The organism is Ramlibacter sp. WS9 (assembly GCF_003797765.1).
Classification (GTDB): Bacteria; Pseudomonadota; Gammaproteobacteria; order Burkholderiales; family Burkholderiaceae_C; genus Ramlibacter.
The window spans coordinates 461,922-482,473 of record NZ_RKMB01000002.1 but is presented as its reverse complement, the minus strand read 5'-3'; the positions used below and the strand labels follow the sequence as shown (position 1 = coordinate 482,473).

General features: G+C 65.0%; 18 protein-coding genes. 15 read left to right on the top strand and 3 right to left on the bottom strand.

Going from position 1 to position 20,552, the window contains the following annotated elements; all coding sequences use genetic code 11:
• The first annotated feature begins 1 nt into the window (after position 1).
• The 4 genes from yajC to EEB15_RS05300 are packed head-to-tail and all read left to right on the top strand — an operon-like array spanning position 2 to position 5,615.
• The gene (gene yajC / locus EEB15_RS05315; RefSeq protein ID WP_141508476.1) at positions 2 to 322 is read left to right on the top strand and encodes a preprotein translocase subunit YajC; all 321 of its coding nucleotides are present in this window, start codon (positions 2 to 4) and stop codon (positions 320 to 322) included.
• Between the two features lie 47 nt (positions 323 to 369).
• Positions 370 to 2,253: a protein translocase subunit SecD gene (gene secD / locus EEB15_RS05310; protein ID WP_141508475.1), complete on the top strand. Its 1,884-nt coding sequence runs from the start codon at positions 370 to 372 to the stop codon at positions 2,251 to 2,253.
• A gap of 13 nt (positions 2,254 to 2,266) precedes the next feature.
• The gene (secF, locus tag EEB15_RS05305; protein ID WP_141508474.1) at positions 2,267 to 3,241 is read left to right on the top strand and encodes a protein translocase subunit SecF; all 975 of its coding nucleotides are present in this window, start codon (positions 2,267 to 2,269) and stop codon (positions 3,239 to 3,241) included.
• A gap of 19 nt (positions 3,242 to 3,260) precedes the next feature.
• Positions 3,261 to 5,615, top strand: coding sequence for a DUF1631 domain-containing protein (locus EEB15_RS05300; protein WP_233259356.1), 2,355 nt, complete (start codon positions 3,261 to 3,263; stop codon positions 5,613 to 5,615).
• 9 nt (positions 5,616 to 5,624) lie between these two features.
• On the opposite strand, the gene EEB15_RS05295 is transcribed toward EEB15_RS05300, so the two are convergent.
• The 3 genes from EEB15_RS05295 to EEB15_RS05285 form a co-directional block, all read right to left on the bottom strand.
• On the bottom strand, positions 5,625 to 6,110 hold the full coding sequence (locus tag EEB15_RS05295; protein WP_141508473.1) for a DUF494 family protein: 486 nt from the start codon (positions 6,108 to 6,110) through the stop codon (positions 5,625 to 5,627).
• Positions 6,111 to 6,191: 81 nt separating this feature from the next.
• On the bottom strand, positions 6,192 to 7,334 hold the full coding sequence (gene dprA, locus EEB15_RS05290) for a DNA-processing protein DprA (RefSeq protein WP_141508472.1): 1,143 nt from the start codon (positions 7,332 to 7,334) through the stop codon (positions 6,192 to 6,194).
• Between the two features lie 10 nt (positions 7,335 to 7,344).
• Entirely contained in the window at positions 7,345 to 8,568 is a 1,224-nt protein-coding gene (locus EEB15_RS05285; protein WP_233259355.1) for a LysM peptidoglycan-binding domain-containing protein, read from the bottom strand.
• 187 nt (positions 8,569 to 8,755) lie between these two features.
• On the opposite strand from EEB15_RS05285, the gene def reads away from it, so the two are divergent.
• From def to EEB15_RS05230, 11 genes are all read left to right on the top strand, one after another.
• Complete coding sequence (gene def, locus EEB15_RS05280; RefSeq protein WP_141508470.1) at positions 8,756 to 9,268, top strand: peptide deformylase; 513 nt, start codon at positions 8,756 to 8,758, stop codon at positions 9,266 to 9,268.
• A 29-nt stretch (positions 9,269 to 9,297) separates the two neighbouring features.
• Positions 9,298 to 9,804, top strand: coding sequence for a hypothetical protein (locus tag EEB15_RS05275; protein ID WP_141508469.1), 507 nt, complete (start codon positions 9,298 to 9,300; stop codon positions 9,802 to 9,804).
• A gap of 15 nt (positions 9,805 to 9,819) precedes the next feature.
• Positions 9,820 to 10,791, top strand: a complete 972-nt coding sequence (fmt, locus tag EEB15_RS05270) for a methionyl-tRNA formyltransferase (RefSeq protein WP_141508468.1) — start codon at positions 9,820 to 9,822, stop codon at positions 10,789 to 10,791.
• A gap of 7 nt (positions 10,792 to 10,798) precedes the next feature.
• Positions 10,799 to 11,533: an AzlC family ABC transporter permease gene (locus EEB15_RS05265; RefSeq protein WP_370283378.1), complete on the top strand. Its 735-nt coding sequence runs from the start codon at positions 10,799 to 10,801 to the stop codon at positions 11,531 to 11,533.
• On the top strand, positions 11,530 to 11,865 hold the full coding sequence (locus EEB15_RS05260; RefSeq protein WP_141508467.1) for an AzlD domain-containing protein: 336 nt from the start codon (positions 11,530 to 11,532) through the stop codon (positions 11,863 to 11,865). The genes EEB15_RS05265 and EEB15_RS05260 overlap by 4 nt, the downstream gene beginning before the upstream one ends.
• Positions 11,866 to 11,931: 66 nt before the next feature.
• Complete coding sequence (locus EEB15_RS05255; protein WP_141508466.1) at positions 11,932 to 13,125, top strand: phosphoglycerate kinase; 1,194 nt, start codon at positions 11,932 to 11,934, stop codon at positions 13,123 to 13,125.
• 107 nt (positions 13,126 to 13,232) lie between these two features.
• Positions 13,233 to 14,666: a pyruvate kinase gene (gene pyk / locus EEB15_RS05250; protein ID WP_141508465.1), complete on the top strand. Its 1,434-nt coding sequence runs from the start codon at positions 13,233 to 13,235 to the stop codon at positions 14,664 to 14,666.
• Positions 14,667 to 14,698: 32 nt separating this feature from the next.
• Positions 14,699 to 15,592 carry an alpha/beta hydrolase gene (locus tag EEB15_RS05245; protein WP_141508464.1) on the top strand — a complete coding sequence of 298 codons (894 nt, stop codon included), beginning with the start codon at positions 14,699 to 14,701 and terminating at the stop codon, positions 15,590 to 15,592.
• 144 nt (positions 15,593 to 15,736) lie between these two features.
• A complete protein-coding gene (fba, locus tag EEB15_RS05240) occupies positions 15,737 to 16,801 on the top strand; it encodes a class II fructose-bisphosphate aldolase (protein ID WP_141508463.1) in 1,065 nt (354 codons plus the stop codon).
• A gap of 51 nt (positions 16,802 to 16,852) precedes the next feature.
• Positions 16,853 to 20,107 carry a BPTD_3080 family restriction endonuclease gene (locus tag EEB15_RS05235; RefSeq protein ID WP_141508462.1) on the top strand — a complete coding sequence of 1,085 codons (3,255 nt, stop codon included), beginning with the start codon at positions 16,853 to 16,855 and terminating at the stop codon, positions 20,105 to 20,107.
• Entirely contained in the window at positions 20,107 to 20,550 is a 444-nt protein-coding gene (locus EEB15_RS05230) for a PIN domain-containing protein (protein ID WP_141508461.1), read from the top strand. Before EEB15_RS05235 ends, EEB15_RS05230 begins: the two co-directional genes overlap by 1 nt.
• Positions 20,551 to 20,552: the final 2 nt, after the last annotated feature.

The window sequence follows — 20,552 nt, the reverse complement described above, 5'->3', positions numbered from 1 at the left end:
TGTGTTCATTTCTTCCGCCTATGCCCAGACCGCCGCCGGCGGCGACATGCAGTCATCGTTGATGAGCATGCTGCCGTTGGTGCTGATGTTCGTGGTGCTGTATTTCGTGATGATCCGGCCGCAGATGAAGCGCCAGAAAGAAGCCCGCGCCATGGTCGAGGCGCTGGCCAAGGGCGACGAGGTGGCGACTGCCGGCGGCATGATCGGCAAGATCACGAAGCTGGGCGACGTGTACCTGGGCGTCGAAATCGCCAATGGTGTCGAAGTCCAACTGCAGCGCAGCGCTGTCGTGCAAGTCCTGCCCAAGGGCACGGTCAAGTAAGGCCCGACACGGGTGCATCGCACCACGTGTCCTTCAGGTTTCAAAAGATGAACCGATATCCGGTCTGGAAGTACGCGATCATCGTGGTCGCCCTGCTCATCGGCGCGATCTACACGCTGCCCAATTTCTTCGGCGAAGTGCCGGCGGTGCAGGTGTCTTCGGGCAAGGCTACCGTCAAGGTGGACGACACCACGAAGACCCGCGTGGAGCAGGCGTTGGCCGCGGCGCAGATCAAGCCGGAATCCGTCGCGCTGGAAGGCACATCGGTCAAAGTGCGGCTGGACAACGGCGACGCGCAGCTCAAGGCCAAGGATGCGATCCAGAAGGCCCTGGTGCCGGATCCGAACGATCCTCCGTTCGTCGTCGCGTTGAACCTGGTTTCGGCATCGCCGAAGTGGCTGACGGCGCTTAACGCCGCGCCGATGTACCTGGGCCTGGATCTGCGCGGCGGCGTGCACTTCATGCTGCAGGTCGACATGCAGGCGGCGCTGACCAAGAAGGCGGAGGCTCTCGCGGGCGATCTGCGCAGCATTCTCCGTGAGAAGAGCATTCGGCATGGCGGCATCAACCGCAACGGCCAGTCCATCGAGGTGCGCTTCCGCGACGCGCAGACGCTGGAAGCGACGAAGGCCGTCTTGGCCGACCAGTTTCCGGACCTGCAATCGGTCGATGCGGCGGACGGCACCGAATACAAGCTGACCGCGACCATCAAGCCTGAAGCGGCGCGCCGCGTACAGGACCAGGCGCTCAAGCAGAACATGGTCACGCTGCACAACCGCATCAACGAGCTGGGCGTCGCCGAGCCGGTGATTCAGCAGCAGGGTCTGGACCGTATCGTGGTGCAGTTGCCCGGCGTGCAAGACACGGCCAAGGCCAAGGACATCCTCGGCCGGACGGCGACCCTGGAAGTGCGGATGGTCGATGAAAGCTCTGAGGCGCGCGCTGCGGAGGCAGGTTCCGGACCGGTGCCCTTCGGTGCCGAGCGCTACCTGGAGAGAAACGGCCAGGGCGTCGTGGTCAAGAAGCAGGTGGTGCTCACGGGCGACAACCTCACCGACGCGCAGCCGGGTTTCGACAGCCAGACGCAAGAGGCCGCCGTGCACCTGACGCTGGATGCCAAAGGCTCGCGCATCTTCAAGGACGTGACCCGCGAGAGCGTCGGCAAGCGCATGGCCATCCTGCTGTTCGAAAAGGGCAAGGGCGAAGTGGTCACAGCGCCGGTGATCCGCAGTGAGATTGGCGGCGGCCGCGTGCAGATCTCCGGCCGCATGACCACCACCGAGGCCAACGACGTTGCCCTCCTGCTGCGCGCCGGTTCGTTGGCCGCGCCGATGGAAATCATCGAGGAACGGACCATCGGCCCGAGCCTGGGCAAGGAAAACATCACCAAGGGCTTCCACAGCGTGGCGTGGGGCTTTGCCGCGATCTGCCTGTTCATGGCCGGCTATTACATGCTGTTCGGCATGTTCTCCGGCGTGGCGCTGGCGTTCAACCTGTTGCTGCTGGTGGCGGTGTTATCGATGCTGCAGGCGACGCTGACTTTGCCCGGCATGGCGGCCATGGCGCTCGCGCTGGGCATGGCCATCGACTCCAACGTGCTGATCAACGAGCGGGTACGGGAAGAGTTGCGAAGCGGCGCCTCGCCGCAGGCGGCGATCAGCGCCGGCTATGACCGCGCCTGGAACACCATCTTCGACTCCAACATCACGACACTGATCGCGGGCCTGGCGCTGCTCGCGTTCGGCTCGGGTCCGGTGCGCGGCTTCGCCGTCGTTCACTGTCTCGGCATTCTCACGTCGATGTTCTCGGCCGTGTTCTTTTCGCGCGGCCTGGTCAATCTTTGGTATGGCCGCAAGAAGAAACTCAAGACCGTGTCGATCGGCACCGTCTGGCGTCCCGGCGCGGATGGCGCTATAACCAAAGCCGAGTAAGGGGACGGATTAAATGGAGTTCTTCAAGATCCGCCGCGACATCCCGTTCATGGAGAACGCGTTGATCTTCAACGTCGTCTCGTTCCTGACGTTCGCGGCCGCGGTGTTCTTCCTGTTTCACAGGGGCCTGCACCTGTCGGTGGAGTTCACCGGTGGCACGGTGATGGAGGTGAGCTATTCGCAACCCGCCGACGTCGAAAAGGTGCGCACCATCGTGGCCGGGCTGGGTTATTCCGACGTGCAAGTCCAGAATTTCGGCACTTCGCGCGATGTGATGATCCGCCTGCCCGCGCCGAAAGTGAGCGCGGGGGCCGAAAAGGGCGTTATTTCCGCGCAACAAAGTGAGAAAGTGTTATCGGCGCTGAGGGCCCAGGACAAGGAGGTCGTGCTGCGCCGCACCGAGTTCGTCGGCCCCCAGGTCGGTGAGGAACTCGCCACCGACGGCCTGAAAGCCCTGGCTTTCGTCGTCGCGGGCATCATGATCTACCTCGCCTTCCGCTTCGAATGGAAGTTCGCCGTGGCGGCCATCATCGCCAACCTGCACGACGTGGTCATCATTCTGGGCTTCTTCGCGTTCTTCCAGTGGGAGTTCTCGCTGGCGGTGCTGGCGGCGGTGCTGGCGGTGCTGGGCTACTCGGTCAACGAATCGGTCGTGATCTTCGACCGGATCCGCGAGAACTTCCGGCGTTACCGGAAAATGACGACGATCCAGATCATCGACAACGCCATCACGTCGACCATCAGCCGCACCATCATCACCCACGGTGCGACGCAGATGATGGTGCTGTCGATGCTACTGTTCGGCGGCCCGACGCTGCATTACTTCGCCCTGGCGCTGACCATCGGCATCCTGTTCGGCATCTATTCCTCGGTGTTCGTCGCCGCCGCCATCGCCATGTGGCTGGGCGTGAAGCGCGAAGACCTGGTCAAGTCCGCCGGCCGCAAGGACGAGGACCCGAACGACCCCAACGCGGGCGCTACCGTCTAGGGCCCGGGACGCCGCCGACGTGAACGCGCCGCCGCAACTGCCATCAGACTCTGGGGCACGGCTCGCGCGCGAGACGCGCGAGCAGTTCGTGGCCAAGTTGCAAGCCGCAGTCGCGCCGTTGTATCAGGCGCTGCGCAGCCGCATGTCGGAACTGGTCCAGGCCAGCCCGAGCACCCGTGAGATGCACGAGCGCCGCGACGCGATGATGTCCTTCGAGCGCGGCGGGCAAGGGTGGGCCAAGGCGGTCGTCGACGCCTGGCAGAAGGCGCTGATCCCGCCCACCGCGACCGCGCGCATCCGGCTCGAATCGAAGAGCCTGGAACTGATCGGCGACGACGTTGTGGAGCAGAAGATCCTCTCGTCGCGCCTGGCCTTGGCCATCGGCGAAAAGGCGAGCTTCGAGCTGAACGACCTGCGCGTCCGGATGCAATACCTCGAGGGCGGCAACGAACTGGCCAGCACCGACGTGCTGCGGCCTGAGGCGCTCGCCCAGATGCTGATCGAGCAATGGATTGCGGCTGGCCTCACCCGCGAAAGCTGGACGCTGGTGCAGGACGTAATCCATAAACACATCCTCGAGCATGTGACCGAAGCCTACAAAGCGGCCAACCAGCTCCTCGTCAGCCGCGGCGTGATGCGCGACATCGATTTGAGCACGCGCGTGCGGCGCGGCGCATCGGCGCCCGGTGCCCGTCACGGCGGTGGCCCGGACGCCCAGCACGAGCGTGGTGCCGTCAACTCGGACTTCAACGCAGGCGCAACCAGCGGCGGAACTGCATCTCCCGATTCGCGGCCCGATGCCGGCATGCGCTCGCGACCGGGCGGTGGAGTGGCCGACGAGACGCGGTTGATGACATCGAACCCGCCCCTGGCACGGGCCCGTGCGCGCGCCAGCGGCGTCTTGGGCCGGCTCAAGCGTTTGCTGTCGGACCAGGTCGTGGGCTACGACAATCCGCCGACCCGGCCGTCACCGGCCCTGGCCCAGGCGCTGGCCAACCAGATCACCCAGATCCAGGCGATTACCGAAGCTGCCGGCGTTGGATCCACCGTCCACGAAATCGTCGTGTACGACGATGCGGCCGTGCAGCAGGTGGCGACCGACATGCGGCGCCGCACCGTCGAGCTCAAGCAGAAGGCCGAAACGTCGAACGAGAAGGCCACGATCGAGATCGTCGCGCTGATGTTCCAGAGCATTCTTTCAGAAGAGCGCATCCCGCCGGCAATCCGCGTGTGGTTCGCCCGGCTGCAGATGCCGGTGTTGCGGGTGGCCATCTCCGAGCCCGAGTTCTTCGGCACGCTGGAGCACCCGGCGCGGCAGCTGATCGACCGCATGGGCTCGTGCGTGATGGGCTTCGACGCCGCCGCGATCGGTGGCACCGCGCTGGAAGTCGAGATCAAGCGTGTCGTGCAGGTGATCGAGCAGTATCCAGAAACGGGTCGGCGCGTGTTCCAGCTGGTCTACGACGAATTCCAGAGATTCCTCTCCCGCTTCCTCACCGACAGCGCCCCCACCCAACGGCTGGTGAGCGTCGCGCAGCAGGTCGAGCAGAAGGAGACCTTGGCAATCCAGTACACCATCGAGCTGCGCAGCATGCTGGCCGACCTGCCGGTGCGCGAAGAGATCCGCGAGTTCCTGTTCAAGGTGTGGGCCGAGGTCCTGGCCCTGTCGGCCGTGAAGAACGGGCCGCAGCACGAGGAAACGCTGGCGCTCAAGACGTCGGCATCCGACCTGGTCTGGGCCGCGAGCGCCAAGCCCAACCGCCAGGAGCGCGCCAGGGTGATCCAGGACCTGCCCAAGCTCCTGCAGCGGCTGCGCCAGGGCATGACGCTGGTGAACATCCAGGGCAAGGCGCAGGAAGCGCACATCAAGATCATCGGCGACACGCTGGCCGACGCCTTCCTGTCGAAGACCGAGGCCATCCCGCACGCGCAGATCGAAGTGATGGCCAAGCGGCTGGCCCACCTCGAAGACTACGTCGCGAAAGACCCTGCGACCGATTTGCCGCTGGATGCGGACAGCATCGAGCTGATGCTCGGGATCGACGCTTCCTCCATCGAGGTCGTGGCGGACGGGGGCTCGCGCCCCAGCGCGGCGATGCTGTCGTGGGCCAACGAGCTGCAATTGGGCACCTGGTTCGCGCTGGACCACAACGGCGCGACGATCCAGGTCCAGTACGTCTGGCGCAGCGACCGCAGGCAGCTGCACCTGTTTGCCACGATGGGCGGGCGCAGCTACCTCATCCAGGCGCGACGGCTGGCGGCCTACCTTCAGGCCGGGTTGCTGCTTCCTGCGGAAGAAGAGGCGCTCACCGTTCGCGCGACGCGCGATGCGCTTGCCAAACTGGACGCGAACCCCGAGCGCCTGCTTCACTAGAACCGAAGCTCAGTGAGCGAGCCTGCCCTCGGCCGGATCGCACAACTCGTCCAGCACCAGCGCGTCCGGCTCTTCGCCGAAGCTCCAGTACACCATCAGCACGATGATCTTGAGGTCATCCAGCGACACCGGGTCGCCCGGCGCGGCCATGGCGCGATCGATGACGATCTCGCGCATCGCGGCCGGCAGAACGCCCGATGATTCGAGGAACGAGACGAAGCCCAGGCACTCGGCGCCCAGGTGGTCTTGCTCCTTGATGGAATAGACGCGCATGCTGGCGGCCGATTGCACGGCCGGGGACGGAGCGTGCTCTGGTGGATCGTTTTCGCGGCTGCTTTGCGCAGCGAGGTTCAGGCCGTCCAGCCAGACCAGCGCATCATGGATTTCGTCCGGCTCGAAACCGTGAGCGCTGAGCTTGCGGCCCAACTGCTCCAGCTCAGGGCAGGCATCGCCGCGCCAGTAGTGTTCGTACACATAAACGAGCACTTCAAACATGCCCCAATATAGCCCAGAAACTTTGCGGCGGCAGCAACGATGCGCAAGCCGGTGTTGCGCCGCGGCCTCAGCGGCACCGGCTTAACCGGCTGCCACGCGCTGGAACAGGCCGCCGGGCAAGCGGGCCACATCGCCATCGAGTTCAAGCTCCAGCAGGCGGGCCTGCAGGTCGGCCGCCGAGATGCCTGTGCGTGCGATCAATGCATCCAGGCTCACCGGATCGAACCCCAGCGCGGCGAGCAAACTGTCTTCGGGTTCCTCGTCTTGCGCGTCGGAAGCCTGTGCCTTCACCGCGACCCTCGATGCCGTGAGCTTGCGACCGTCCGGCATCGGCAACTCTTCCAGCACGTCCTGGGCGGACTCGACCAGTTTGGCTCCCTGCTTGAGCAGCAGATGGCAACCTCGGGACTGCGTCGAGTGGATGGAGCCCGGGATGGCGAATACCTCGCGTCCCTGTTCGGCGGCCATCCGCGCCGTGATCAGCGAGCCGGACTGCAATGCGGCTTCCACCACCAGCGTGCCCTGGCTCAGCGCCGAAATGATCCGATTGCGGCGCGGAAAGTTGGCCGCGATCGGCGGCGTGCCGAGCGGGTATTCGCTGACGATGGCGCCCCGCAGGGCAATCCGGTGGGCCAGTTCGAGGTGGCGCTTGGGGTACACGCGGTCGAGGCCGGTGCCGACGACGGCGATCGTCGCCAACTGGCCTGCGCCGGCGCCCTCCAGCGCGCCTTCATGGGCGGCGCCGTCCACACCCAGCGCCAGGCCTGAAACGACCGTCAGCCCCGCTTGCGCCAGGCTGCGCGAGAACTGCCTGGCATTCGTGAGGCCCTGCGGCGTCGGGTTGCGGCTACCCACGATGGCGATGCCCACCGGCCAAGCGTCGGGCAGCTGGCCCATGGCGTACAACATGGGCGGCGGGTCTTCGGTGGCCAGCAGGCCCGGCGGGTAGCGGGCGTCCGCCAGCGTCAGCACGCATCGGCTCTGGAACGGCTGGGCCTCTTCAAGCCACTGCCAGGTCGTGTCCGTCAGCGCTTCGAGCCCGGCCGGTTCGCGTTGCAGGGCCTTGGCCTGGGCCACGGTGACGACCTGCTGCAGCGCTTCTTCGGACTGGCGGAAGATGGCCTCGGGCAAGCCGAAGGCGGCCAACAGGCTGCGGGCCGCCAGGTTGCCGACGTCAGGGGTGAGCGCCAGGCGCAGCCAGGCCGCGAGCTCGCCGCGCTCCATGGGCGCAAGCCTAGCGCGGGTTGACGACGCCGTCGCCGATCTTGACCGTGTCGTTGATCTCGAGGATCAGCGCGTAGGAAAGTTTTTCGTACGGCCGGAACACCATCAACAGGCCATTGCGCTCGTTGGGCAGCTTGATGTTGGTGTGCTCGCCGGGCTGGGAGCGGTCGATCTTGCGCTGGCCGTCTTTCAGGATGGCCAGCACGTGGCCCATCTCGATGCCATCGGCGGTGCCCTTGTTGATCACGACCACCTGGTTCTGCCCGGCGATTGCCACCGCGTTGCCGTACACGGACACGATGGTGCCAGTCATGGGGCCGGACGGCGCGTGCGGCACGTAGCTGAGGAACTGGCGCGGCGGTTCCGGCAGCAACCGGTCGCCCACGCGCATTTCTTCCTTGGCCGACACGATGTCGATCGTCCCGGCGATGATGGTGTTTTCGTCCTTGCCACTGCTGACACGGACCATTTCGTTGGTTTCGCTGCGCACCAGCGCCGCCTTGCCCAGGTACATCGCCTCGTAGCCCAGCACGGTTTTCGTCACCGGGTCCCGCAGCGGGCGGGCCTCCCGGAACACCCGGTAGGCGTCGTCGCGCCCTTCGACGCGCTGCTTCAACGGCGTGGCAGCGAGGCCGCGGGCATAGGCGCGGTCACCGCGCGTGATCAGCACCCGGTGTTCGGGGGCGGCCACGATGCGCGGCGCCCGCATCAACTCCGCCTCGTCGATGATGATCGGCTCGGACAGGAACGGCTCGATCAGGTGCGTTTGCAAGGTTGGCACCGAGGCGTCGCCGGTCAGCGCTTCGACGCGGGTGCGCGGGCTCACGCGGATGGTTTCGGTCGGGACCTCGCCCTGGGCGCTGCGCACCCTGAGGCGTGCAAGCCCGTCCACCTTTTCCAGCACCAGGTGCTGTCCGGGATAAATGCGGTGCGGGTTGCGCACCTCTTCCATGTTCATGCCCCAGAGCTCGGGCCAACGCCACGCGCTCTTGAGGAAGAGGCCCGAAATGGCCCACAAGGTGTCGCCGCGCTTGACCGTGTACTCGTCCGGCGCGTTCGGCGCCAGCTCCGACAGCGGAATGCCCGCTTGCGCCACCTGCTGGGCCGTGGATCGCTGGCCAGGGGTGATGGGGAAGTTCTGCGCCAGGACAGGCGAGCTCAAGAGGACAGCTGCCGCAGCCAGCGCCGTCCAGGTAAGCAGGGCGCGGCCGCCGCGGGAATCGGGTGCCGTCATCGGGATATTGCTGTGTTGGTGCATTGCGGGCCGCGACCGTCGGCCAGGGGGCCGGAGGCAGTCGAAAGTCTTGACAAAGTACTGGCGATTCTGCGCTCAAGCCCTTGATTGGGCAACGTTTATGGCATCCGGACTGTGCCGGAAAAGCCAAAAGTGGCGAAAATAGCGACACCTTTCTGGTTTTCCTATGGCCCTCCTTCCCATTCTTTACTACCCCGATCCCCGACTCCACACGGTCGCCAAGCCCGTCCAGGCCGTTGATGCGCGCATCAAAAAGCTCGTCGCCGACATGCTGGAAACCATGTACGACGCGAACGGCATCGGCCTGGCCGCGACCCAGGTCGACGTGCACGAGCGCCTGGTCGTCATCGACATCTCCGAGGATCGCGACCAGCCCCTGGTGCTCGTGAACCCCGAGATCACCTGGGCCAGCCCGGAAAAGAAGCTGAACGAGGAAGGCTGCCTGTCGGTGCCCGGCATCTATGACGGCGTCGAGCGGTCGACGTCGATCAAGGTCACGGCTCTCGATGGCGAAGGGCGTTCGCGCACCATCGAGGCCGAGGGCACGCTCGCCATCTGCATCCAGCACGAGATGGACCACCTTCTGGGCAAGGTGTTCGTCGAGTACCTCTCGCCCCTCAAGCGCAACCGCATCAAGACCAAGATGCTCAAGGCCCGGCGCGAAACCGAACGCGCCTGATTCCGAGCGACTCGCAGGAGCAGTCCATCATGCGCAAACTGTTGTTGGCCCTCCATTTTGCCCTCCCTTTGGCCTTGCTGTTCGGCTGCGCAGGCAACCCGTTTGCGGGGTATGACATTCCACCCGGCACGCCGCGCGACGCCGTCGTTGCGCGGATGGGCGGGCCTTACCGCGTGGTGCGCCTGCCCAATGGCGGTGAGCGCTTGCAGTACACATTGCAGCCGGTCGGCCGGCACGCCTGGATGGTGGACCTGGACAGCGGCGGCAAGGTCGTGCAGTCGCGCCAGGTGCTGACGGAAGCGAACTTCCACCGCATCGAGCCGGGCAAGTGGACGCGGGACGACGTGGAGCGCGAGTTCGGCCGGCCCGCCTGGGTCGACGGCGTCGCCAGCTGGAACGGCCCGGTGATGACCTACCGCTGGCGCGACACCGCCAACAGCGACATGTTCTACTACGTGTACCTCGACCGGCAGAACGTGGTGCAGCGTGCGCACCCGGGCATGGAATTCATCAACGCGCCGAACGATCGCAATTAGCTCTACAACAACAAAGTGCGTGTCATCTTCGCGGGTACGCCCGACTTCGCCCGCGTCGCGCTCGAGCGCCTGCACGCCGCCGGCTTCACCATTCCCCTCGTGCTGACGCAGCCGGATCGCCCGGCGGGCCGCGGCCTGAAGCTGCAGGCTTCGCCGGTCAAGCAGTTCGCCCTGGCACACGGCATCGACGTGGCGCAGCCGCGCAGCCTGCGGCTGGACGGCAAGTACCCGGAGGACGCGGCGGCTGCGAAGGCCGCCATTGATGCGGCCAACGCCGACGTGATGGTTGTCGCCGCGTACGGACTGATCCTGCCGCAATGGGTGCTGGACGCGCCGCGCCTCGGGTGCCTCAACATCCATGCATCGCTGTTGCCGCGCTGGCGCGGCGCCGCACCCATCCACCGCGCGATCGAGGCCGGCGACAGCGAGACCGGCATCACCATCATGCAAATGGACGCGGGCCTGGACACGGGCGACATGCTGGTGACCGAACGCATCGCCATTGCGCCGCTCGACACCACAGGTTCGCTGCACGACAAGTTGGCCGTGCTGGGTGGAAGGCTGATCGTGGAAGCGCTGGAGATCGCGGCGTGCGGCGGTTTCCGGCCCGTGAAGCAGCCCGAAGAAGGCGTCACCTACGCGCACAAGATCGAGAAAGCCGAAGCCGCTGTGGATTGGTCGCAGCCGGCCGAAGCGATTGCGCGCCGTATCCGCGCGTTCGATCCCTTCCCTGGCGCCAGCAGCGCGCTGCAGGGCGAGACGATCAAGCTGTGGGCCGGCGAACCGGTTGAAGCAGCGCCGAGCGGCGAGGCATTGCCCGGCCGCATCGAATTCGTGAGCCCCGAGGGCGTCGACGTGTGCTGTGGCCAGGGCACGCTGCGCCTGACGCAGTTGCAGCGCGCCGGCGGCAAACGCCTGCCTGTGGCAGACTTCCTGCGCGGCTTCGATCTGAAGCCCGGCATGACGTTCGAGCCCCGCCCCGCCTAGCTTCCTCGTGTTCTTCCTCCGTTCCAACTACAGCCACCCGGCGTTCCGCGAGGCCGCGCGCGAAATGGCGCCGCTGGCCACGAGCGTCGCGGCCTGGGGCCTGATGACCGGCGTGGCCATGGTGAAGTCCGGCATGAGCGCCTTCGAGGCGCTGGCCATGACGCTGCTGGTCTATGCGGGCAGTTCGCAGCTGGCCTCCATTCCGCTCATCGTCGCGGGCGCGCCGGCCTGGGTGATCCTGGCCACCGGCTTCTGCGTCAACCTCCGCTTCGTGGTGTTCAGCCTGCACCTGCGGCCCTACCTGATGCACATGCCGCGCTGGCGCCGCATGGTCAATGGCTACCTCACGGCGGACATGAGCTACGCCATGTTCACCCACCGCTTTCCTGAACCGCCGCAGACCGATGAAGAGGGCCGCGAGCAGGAGGCGTTTCTGTCTGGCAATTACTTCACCACCTGGACCAGCTGGATGCTGTCCAGCATCGCCGGCATCTTCTTGGGCAACCTGATTCCCGCGGCCTGGGGCCTGGGCTTTGCCGGCGTGCTGTGCCTGGTCGGCATCCTCTGTTCGCTGGCTAACACCCCGCTGCGGCGCCTGTCGGTACTTATCGCGGGCGCCGCGGCGGTGGCTGCCTACGCATTGCCGCTCAAATTGAATATCGTGTTCGCGATTGCGGTGGCCGTGCTGGTGAGCTTCTGGCTGGAAAAGCGGTTGCCGCCGGCGGCGAGGACTGCGTCATGACTGGAACCGACCTGTGGACGATGGCGGTGATCGTGGGCCTGGCCTGCATCACCGTGCTCACGCGCTGCTTCTTCTTCATCCTGGACCGCGCCTGGACGTTGCCGGGATGGGCCGACCGCGCGCTGCACTACGCCCCAGTCGCGGCGCTGGCCGGGGTGATCGCGCCGGAAGTGGTGATGGCCGGGGGCCAGTTGGTGGGAACCTGGCAGGACGCACGGCTGTTCGCGGCGCCGGTGGGTGCTCTCCTGTACTTCTGGCGCCGAAGCGTGCTGCTCACCATCGCCGGTGGCATGGCGGTGTACTTGCCGCTGCACCTGGTGCTCGGCTGGTAACTGGGCAGGTAACTCGGCAGGGATGGGGCGCCCTAAAATCGGCGGTTTTCCTCTATTAGATCCGCCATGAACGTCCTGCGCTTTACCGATCTCTGTGACCAAGGCAAGGCGCGCGGCCAGCGCGTCTTCATCCGCGCCGACCTCAATGTGCCGCAGGACGACGCCGGCAACATCACCGAAGACACGCGCGTGCGCGCGTCGGTGCCCTGCATCGAGCTGGCGCTGAAAGCCGGCGCGGCGGTGATGGTCACCTCGCACCTCGGCCGGCCCACCGAAGGCGCTTTCAAGCCCGAGGACTCGCTCGCGCCTGTTGCCAAGCGCCTGGGCGAACTGCTGGGGCGCGAGGTTCCGCTGGTGGCGAACTGGGTGGACGGCGTGCAGGTCGAGCCGGGCCAGGTCGTGCTGCTGGAAAACTGCCGCGTCAACAAGGGCGAAAAGAAGAACGATGCGGAACTCGCCAAGAAGATGGCCGCCCTGTGCGACATCTTCGTCCACGACGCTTTCGGAACGGCACACCGCGCCGAAGCCTCCACCTACGGCATCGCGCAGTACGCCAAGGTGGCGTGCGCCGGCCCGCTGCTGGCCGCCGAGATCGATGCCATCAGCAAAGCGCTGGCCAATCCGAAGCGGCCGCTCGCCGCCATCGTCGCCGGCTCCAAGGTGTCGACCAAGCTCACCATCCTCAAGTCGTTGTCGCGCAACGTCGACCAGCTGATTGTCGGCGGGGGCATCGCGAATACCTTCATGCTGGCGGCGGGCCTGAAAATCGGCAAGTCGCTGGCCGAGGCCGACCTCCTTGAAGAAGCCAAGGCGGTCATCGAGGCCATGAAGGCGCGCGGCGCCGAAGTGCCGATCCCCACCGACGTGGTCACCGCCAAGACTTTCGCAGCCGACGCGCCGGCCACCGTCAAAGCCGCAACCGACGTGGACGACGACGACCTGATACTCGATATCGGCCCGCAGACAGCGGCCCGCCTGGCCGAGCAACTCAAGTCCGCCGGCACCATCGTCTGGAACGGGCCGGTCGGTGTGTTCGAGTTCGATGCGTTTGCCCACGGCACTGAGACCATCGCCCGCGCGATTGCCGATTCGAGTGCGTTCAGCATTGCGGGCGGCGGCGACACGCTGGCGGCCATCGCGAAATACGGGATCGAGAAGGACGTGAGCTACATCTCCACCGGGGGTGGCGCCTTCCTGGAAGTCCTGGAAGGCAAGACGCTGCCAGCGTTCGAAATCCTGCAAAAACGCGCGGCCGGGTGAAACAGTTTTACCTTCGCTTGCGCATCGGCTGGGGCTTTCGTACCTGACATGTAACGCTATCTCGGCGAGAATCCGAAACTTAATTACATAACCGTATCGGAGACTCCATGGCCCGTCGCGCCACCAAGATCGTTGCCACCCTCGGCCCCGCGTCCAGCGATCCGGCTCTTCTCGAGCAGATGATTCGCGCCGGCGTGAACGTGGTGCGGCTGAATTTCAGCCACGGCACGGCGCAGGACCATATCGACCGCGCGGCCACCGTGCGCGCGGCCGCCCAGCGCGCCGGCCGCGAGGTGGCCATCATGGCCGACCTGCAAGGCCCGAAGATCCGCGTCGGTAAATTTGCTGAAGGCAAGGTCACGCTGGAAGGCGGCATGAAGTTCGTGCTGGACGGTTCCCGCACCGAACTCGGCGACAACATGGGCGTGGGACTGGACTACAAGGAATTGCCGCGAGACGTGAAGGCCGGCGACACGCTGCTGCTCAACGACGGCCTGATCGTGATGACGGTGGACTCGGTCAAGGGCGAGCAGGTCCGCTGCACCGTCAAGGTGGGCGGCGTGCTGTCCAACAACAAGGGCATCAACAAGCAGGGCGGCGGCCTGACGGCGCCGGCGCTGACGGCCAAGGACATGGAGGACATCCGCACCGCGATGAGTTTCCAGGCCGATTACGTGGCCGTGAGTTTCCCCAAGAACGCCACCGACATGGAAATGGCGCGCCAGTTGTGCAACGTGGCCGCGTCCGACTATGGCCACCGGCCGGGCCTGATCGCCAAGATCGAACGTGCCGAGGCGATCCCGAACCTGGAAGCCATCTGCCGCGCCAGCGACGGCATCATGGTCGCCCGTGGCGACCTCGCCATCGAAGTGGGCAATGCCGCGGTGCCGGCGCTGCAGAAACGCATGATCCGCATGGCTCGCGAACTCGACAAGGTCGTGATCACCGCGACCCACATGATGGAGTCGATGATCACCAACCCGGTGCCCACCCGCGCCGAGGTGAGCGACGTCGCCAACGCGGTGCTGGACGGCACCGACGCGGTGATGACCTCCGCCGAGACGGCCAGCGGCAAGTTCCCGCTGGAGACCATCATCGAGATGGCCAACATCTGCTCCGAGGCCGAGAAGGCCGAAGACGTCAAGCTGGACGCGGACTTCACCGGCATGACCTTCGGGCGCATCGACCAGTCGATCGCCATGGGCGCGCTGTTCACGGCCTACCACCTGGGATGCAAGGCGATCGTGGCGCTCACCGATTCCGGTTCCACCCCGCTGTGGATGAGCCGCCACCGCATCCACATCCCGATCTACGCGCTCACGCCCAAGCTGGAGACGCAGCGCAAAATGGCGCTGTACCGCAACGTGCGGCCGCTGCTGATGGACCAGAGCGCCGAGCGCGACATGGCCCTGCGCGACGCCGAAGCGCACCTGAAGAAGCGCGGGGTATTGTCTTCGGGCGACATCTACGCGATCACTTGCGGCGAGCCGATGGGGGCTCCCGGCGGAACCAACATGCTGAAGATCTGCCGGGCGGCCTGAAACCGAAGCCGCCCGCCGGGCGTACTGCAGGCATGAACGGCCGCGCAACGCTTCCACGCATCAACCGCCGCGCCGGCCTCGCGGCCCTGCTGGCCGCGCCGCTGGCGGGCTGTTCAGCGTCCGGTGTCCTCGACGCGTTCGTCTCCCGCGACAGCTACCGTGGCCGCGAGGGCGTGGCCTACGGCCGGCATCGGCGGCAAAAGCTCGACATCTACCTGCCGCTCGACGCGAGCCGGCCGCGTGCACTCGTGGTCTTCTTCTACGGCGGCGGTTGGACGCGCGGAGAACGCGCCGACTACCGGTTCGTCGGGGAAGCGCTGGCCGCTGGCGGTGTCGCGGCCATCGTCGCGGACTATCGGTTGAGTCCCGAGGTGCGCTATCCGGCGTTCCTGGAGGACTGCGCGCTGGCGGTGAAGTGGGCTTTCGACAATGTGCTGCCACTCGCCGTCGACCCGGATCGCATCCACCTCATGGGCCACAGCGCGGGCGCGTACAACGCCGCGATGCTGGCGCTGGACGGGCGCTGGCTGAAGGCGGTCGGGCTGGTGCCGCGGCAGCTGTCGGGCTGGATCGGCGTGGCGGGCCCGTATGATTTCCTGCCGATCCGCAATCCGGACGCCCAGGTGGCGTTCAACTGGCCGGCGACCGCGCCCGACACTCAGCCGCTCGCTCATGTGTCGCCGATCGCGCCACCCACATTGTTGCTCGCCGCGCGCGAGGACGACACCGTCAACCCGCAGCGCAGCACCGTCGGGCTGGCGACGGCGTTGCGCAAAGTCGGGGTGCCGGTGCGCCACAAGCTGTATGACCGGGTGGGCCATTCCACGGTGCTGGCCGCGATGGCGGGGCCGCTCGACTGGCTGGCGCCGGTGCGTGCGGACGTGCTGGCTTTCCTGGAACCGGCCGCAGCCCCGGTGCGTGCCTAGCTCGATTGGGTGGTCCCGGTGCAGGCCGGACGCACTGGCGCGCCTGGGTCGACGGGGTAAAATCCAGGCAGTTACCACGCGGTTACGGGCTCATCGCCTGGGGCCGCGTTGCCTCTGTTTCCTTCAAGCTTACGGACTACCACCATGCCCATCGTCTCCATGCGCGAACTGTTGGACCATGCCGCCGAAAACGGCTATGGCATCCCGGCCTTCAACGTCAACAACCTCGAGCAGGTCCAGGCCGTGATGGAAGCGGCCAAGGAAGCCGGCGCACCGGTGATCCTGCAGGCCAGCGCCGGCGCCCGCAAGTACGCCGGCGAGGCCTTCATCAAGCACCTGATCCAGGCGGCGGTCGAGGCGTATCCCACCATCCCGCTGGTGATGCACCAGGACCACGGCCAGAGCCCCGACGTCTGCCGCGGCGCCATCGACCTGGGCTTCTCCTCGGTCATGATGGACGGCTCGCTCGAAGCCGACGGCAAGACCATCGCCAGCTACGACTACAACGTCGACGTCACGCGCAAGGTCGTCGACATGGCGCACAAGGTCGGCGTCACCGTCGAAGGCGAGCTGGGTTGCCTGGGCAGCCTGGAAACCATGAAGGGCGACAAGGAAGACGGCCACGGCACCGACTCCACGATGACGCGGGAGCAGTTGCTGACCGACCCCGAGCAGGCCGCCGACTTCGTCAAGCGCACGCAACTGGACGCACTGGCCATCGCCATCGGCACTTCGCATGGTGCGTACAAGTTCACGCGCAAGCCCACCGGCGACATCCTGGCCATCGACCGCATCAAGGAAATCCACCGCCGCATCCCCAACACGCACCTCGTGATGCACGGCAGCTCCAGCGTTCCGCAGGACCTGTTGGCGCAGATCCGCCAGTACGGCGGCAAAATGAAGGAAACCTATGGCGTGCCGGTCGAGGAAATCCAGCACGCCATCCAGTTCGGCGTGCGCAAGATCAACATCGACACCGACATCCGCTTGGCCATGACCGGCGCCGTGCGCAAGTTCCTGGCCGAGAACCCCGAGAAGTTCGACGCGCGAGAGTGGCTCAAGCCCGCGCGCGAAGCCGCCAAGCAGATCTGCAAGCAGCGCTACATCGAGTTCGGCTGCGAAGGCCAGGCCGGCAAGATCAAGGGCGCGCCGCTGCAGGTGGTCGCCGCCAAGTACGCCCAGGGCGAGCTGGCGCAGGTCGTGCAGTGAATTGAACGGTCATTTTCCGGGCGTTCGCAGTGATAATGCGGGCACCTCGAGATGGCTGCAAACAAAAAACAAGCTCAGGCGACGGAGCCTTCCCCGATATTGAACGGGCCGTACGACGAGCCCGCGCTGCACTACGCCACCGCCGAAGACGGCAGCCTTGACTATGAGCGGCCGTTACCCGGCCGCCGTGTCTTTGCCCCGCTGACCCCTCAGGTGCCGCTGGGACGCACGGCTCAGGCCAGCATGTTCGACGTGAACGACTTGGCTGGCCAGTACCGGGACCAGTTGGTCAATCTTGCCCGCGAGCAGGTGAATGCATGGCGTGCGGGCGGATATGAAGGCGTGACCAGTCGGGTCACTCTGGGCTTACTTGACTACTGGTTTCGGAATCCCGAGCGTCCGGCGCACAAGCAACTGTTCTTTGCCCAGCGCGAAGCTGTGGAAACCGCCATTTGGCTAAACGAAGTTGCTCACAAGTCCAATGCAGGCACTCATGTACTCGGGCAACTGCGCCTGGCAAACGAATCCGTCGGTGACGAAGCCAGCATCCTGCCGCGCGTCTGCTTCAAGATGGCCACGGGTACGGGCAAGACAGTTGTCATGGCCTGCCTGTTGCTCTATCACTACCTCAATCGCTGCGAATATCGCAACGACACACGGTATGCTGACTACTTTCTGATCGTTGCTCCCGGCGTGACCATTCGCGACCGCCTCGCGGTGCTGCGCGTCGACACTCTGGCCGAGCGAGACATCGACGCGGCCGACTACTATCGCCAGCGGCAACTGGTGCCACCTGTGAGCGCGGGCTTGCTGGCTGGGCTGAACGCCCGTCTGGTCATCACCAACTTCCATGCCTTCGAAGCACGCCAGATCGGCGGCAACAAGAGAAGCCCCATGGACGGTAAGATTGGCGCCGATGGTAAGAAAACTCAAGCGTTGGAGAACGCCGCTGAAGTCTTGCGTCGCGTGCTTCCGGGGTTCAAACCCGGCCGTCGCTTGCTGGTCATCAACGACGAGGCGCACCACTGCTACTTGCCGCGAGCCAAGGGCCGCGATACCGACGAAGAGGCGAGCGCTACCGAAAACCAGCGCGCCGCCGTCTGGTTTTCCGGGGTGCGCGAAATCGGGCGTCGATGGCAGCTTGCCGGCGTGTATGACCTCTCCGCTACGCCGTATTTTCTTTCCGGGTCCGGTTGGCCGGCGTATTCGTTCTTTCCGTGGATGGTGTCGGACTTTGGCCTCATCGAAGCGATTGAGGCAGGCCTGGTCAAGATTCCCTTCCTGCCAGTCAATGACAACGCGCAAACGCTGGACGAACCGACGCTTCGGAATCTCTACGAAGCCTGTAAGGACGGTTTGCCCACGAAGGGCCAGCGCACCGCGCGGCTAGAGGCCAAGGCAAAAGACGGTGGTAAGAGCGAGCTGGCCGAAGCGCCGCCGCAACTGCCGCCGCTGCTCAAGCAGGCGCTGGACCAGTTCTACGAACACTACGCAGCTTATGACAAGGGGCTGCGTGAACAGGGCGAGCGCAGGCGTGACATGTTCACTGCCCCGCCCGTATTCATCGTGGTTTGCAGCAACACGACCGTGTCGAAAGAAGTCTACAAACTCATTGCTGGCTACGAAACGCTGTCGCCCGACGGCAAGCCAATGGTGGTTCGTGGTGCGCAAGATCTGTTTTCCAACTTCGATCCACAAACTCGGCAGCCGCGCCATCGACCCCCTACGCTGCTGATCGATTCGGATGCATTGGAGCACTCGGGGCAAGTGAACGACGAGTTCAAGAAGGTCTTTGCCACTGAAATCGAGGAGTTCAAACGGGAATTTCGCTTGACCCAGCCCCACCGGTCGATTGAAGCGCTGACCGATGCGGACTTGCTGCGCGAAGTAGTGAATACCGTGGGGCGGCCGGGCAAGCTGGGTCAGCACATCCGCTGTGTGGTCAGCGTCGGCATGCTGACCGAAGGCTGGGATGCGAACACCGTGACGCACATCGTTGGCATCCGCGCCTTCGGCTCCCAGCTGCTGTGTGAGCAGGTTGCCGGCCGCGCATTGCGACGGCGCGAATACTTCATCGACCCCAAGACGGGCAAGTTTCCGCCGGAGTACGCCCACATCATCGGCGTGCCGTTCAAGTTCTTCAAAGGCGGGTCGGCCGACTTGCCCACGCCGCAGGACATCAAGTACCTGCGCGCCGTGCCTGAACGCGCCGAACTGACCATCGAGTTTCCCAACGTGCTGGGCTACAAGCTCTCGCTGGAAGTCGATGCGTTGGACGCGGATTTTTCCGGCGTGCCTGTTTTTGAGGTCAACCTTGCTCGTTTGCCAACTCAGACTACATTGGGCACCGCCTTCTCGGCAGACACCCAGGAGCTTCGCCTCCAGGTGGACCGCATGCGCGACCAGGAAGTCATCTACTGGGCGGCACGTGCGACTTTGGCTCGCTTCTTCAAGAACGAGCTGGGGACGATGCAGTTCGAGCATTTCAAAGATTTGCTGCGCATCGCGGGCCTTTGGTATGCCAGCAAGATCGACATCGTCGGCGGTACGGACCCGGCGCTTCGCCGTCTTGTACGCTACTACGACGAGCACGCCGTGGCCGCCAGCATCTACCGGGGCATCGAGGCGGCGGGCTTGCAGAGGCAGGCGCATCAATCCGCTGATAAGACCCCGCGCATCGTTCCGCTTATCAATCGCTATAACCCGCGCGGCAGCACGGCGAACGTGCAGGCGAGTACCGCCAAACCCGTGTTTGTCACCAATCACAGTCCAGTCAATTTTGTGGTGGCCGATACCGACAGCTGGGAGCAACTCGCCGCGAAGACTTTTGAGCAGACGGACGCAGTGGAAAGCTATGTCAAGAACGCTTTCCTCGGCTTTGAAATTCCTTACACGGACAAGGCAGGCAAGGACCGTCGCTACGTTCCCGACTTTCTGTGCCGAATCAGAACCCTGGGCGGGCGCCGATTCAACCTCATCGTCGAAATCACAGGGTTCGCGCAGGACAAGGAACTCAAGCGCTATTTCACCTTGCAGCGCTGGTTGCCCGCCGTCAACGCTCAGCGCGACCAATTCGGTGGCCTTTCCTGGTACTTCCTGGAAGTCACCGACATTCAACGGCTGAAAAACGAGCTTGATCCGACCATAGAACGCATTGGCCGCGAGGTGGACGCGCAGGAAGCCACTGCCTGGGACGTCATCCAGCTTCTTGCGGAGTTGCCTGACGATGTATTCGATGCCATCCGCGAAGTACGGCCCCAGGAGCACCGCCCTGGTCTGATTGACGAAGAAGAAGATCCCGTTTGATGCCCAAGTATTTGCTCGACACCAACGCCTGTATTGCTGTGCGCGACTTGAAACGCGGCAAACTGCCCAACGACCCAGCGGGGCGTGATCGCTTGCAACGGCTGCAAGCTCGTTTGCAGGCCGTCGCGGCGGCTGACATCGCCATGTCTGCCATCAGCATGGGCGAGCTGCGCTTCGGTGCGGACAAGAGCGGTGCGCCGCAGAAAAATCACGAACTGCTGGACAAACTGGGGCAACTCGTCACCGTTATGCCGCTGGCCGAGCCCGTATGCCGCCACTACGGCCAGATCCGGCAGTTTCTGGAGGCGCAGGGGCAAAAGATTGGACCTAACGACAACTGGATAGCGGCCCACGGACGGGAGGCCGGCTGTACTGTCGTCACCGCAAATACCGGCGAATTTTCCCGAGTGCCCGGGCTCGTCATCGAAAACTGGACGCAATAGCC

What these genes read in the sequence shown, in the direction of transcription:
- EEB15_RS05235 (WP_141508462.1), top strand. Translation starts at nt 16,853, where the DNA reads ATGGCTGCAAACAAAAAACAAGCTCAGGCGACGGAGCCTTCCCCGATA.
- EEB15_RS05245 (WP_141508464.1), top strand. Translation starts at nt 14,699, where the DNA reads ATGAACGGCCGCGCAACGCTTCCACGCATCAACCGCCGCGCCGGCCTC.
- EEB15_RS05285 (WP_233259355.1), bottom strand. Translation starts at nt 8,568, where the DNA reads ATGACGGCACCCGATTCCCGCGGCGGCCGCGCCCTGCTTACCTGGACG.
- secD (WP_141508475.1), top strand. Translation starts at nt 370, where the DNA reads ATGAACCGATATCCGGTCTGGAAGTACGCGATCATCGTGGTCGCCCTG.
- EEB15_RS05230 (WP_141508461.1), top strand. Translation starts at nt 20,107, where the DNA reads ATGCCCAAGTATTTGCTCGACACCAACGCCTGTATTGCTGTGCGCGAC.
- def (WP_141508470.1), top strand. Translation starts at nt 8,756, where the DNA reads ATGGCCCTCCTTCCCATTCTTTACTACCCCGATCCCCGACTCCACACG.
- secF (WP_141508474.1), top strand. Translation starts at nt 2,267, where the DNA reads ATGGAGTTCTTCAAGATCCGCCGCGACATCCCGTTCATGGAGAACGCG.
- EEB15_RS05255 (WP_141508466.1), top strand. Translation starts at nt 11,932, where the DNA reads ATGAACGTCCTGCGCTTTACCGATCTCTGTGACCAAGGCAAGGCGCGC.
- EEB15_RS05275 (WP_141508469.1), top strand. Translation starts at nt 9,298, where the DNA reads ATGCGCAAACTGTTGTTGGCCCTCCATTTTGCCCTCCCTTTGGCCTTG.
- dprA (WP_141508472.1), bottom strand. Translation starts at nt 7,334, where the DNA reads ATGGAGCGCGGCGAGCTCGCGGCCTGGCTGCGCCTGGCGCTCACCCCT.
- EEB15_RS05295 (WP_141508473.1), bottom strand. Translation starts at nt 6,110, where the DNA reads ATGTTTGAAGTGCTCGTTTATGTGTACGAACACTACTGGCGCGGCGAT.
- fba (WP_141508463.1), top strand. Translation starts at nt 15,737, where the DNA reads ATGCCCATCGTCTCCATGCGCGAACTGTTGGACCATGCCGCCGAAAAC.
- pyk (WP_141508465.1), top strand. Translation starts at nt 13,233, where the DNA reads ATGGCCCGTCGCGCCACCAAGATCGTTGCCACCCTCGGCCCCGCGTCC.
- EEB15_RS05260 (WP_141508467.1), top strand. Translation starts at nt 11,530, where the DNA reads ATGACTGGAACCGACCTGTGGACGATGGCGGTGATCGTGGGCCTGGCC.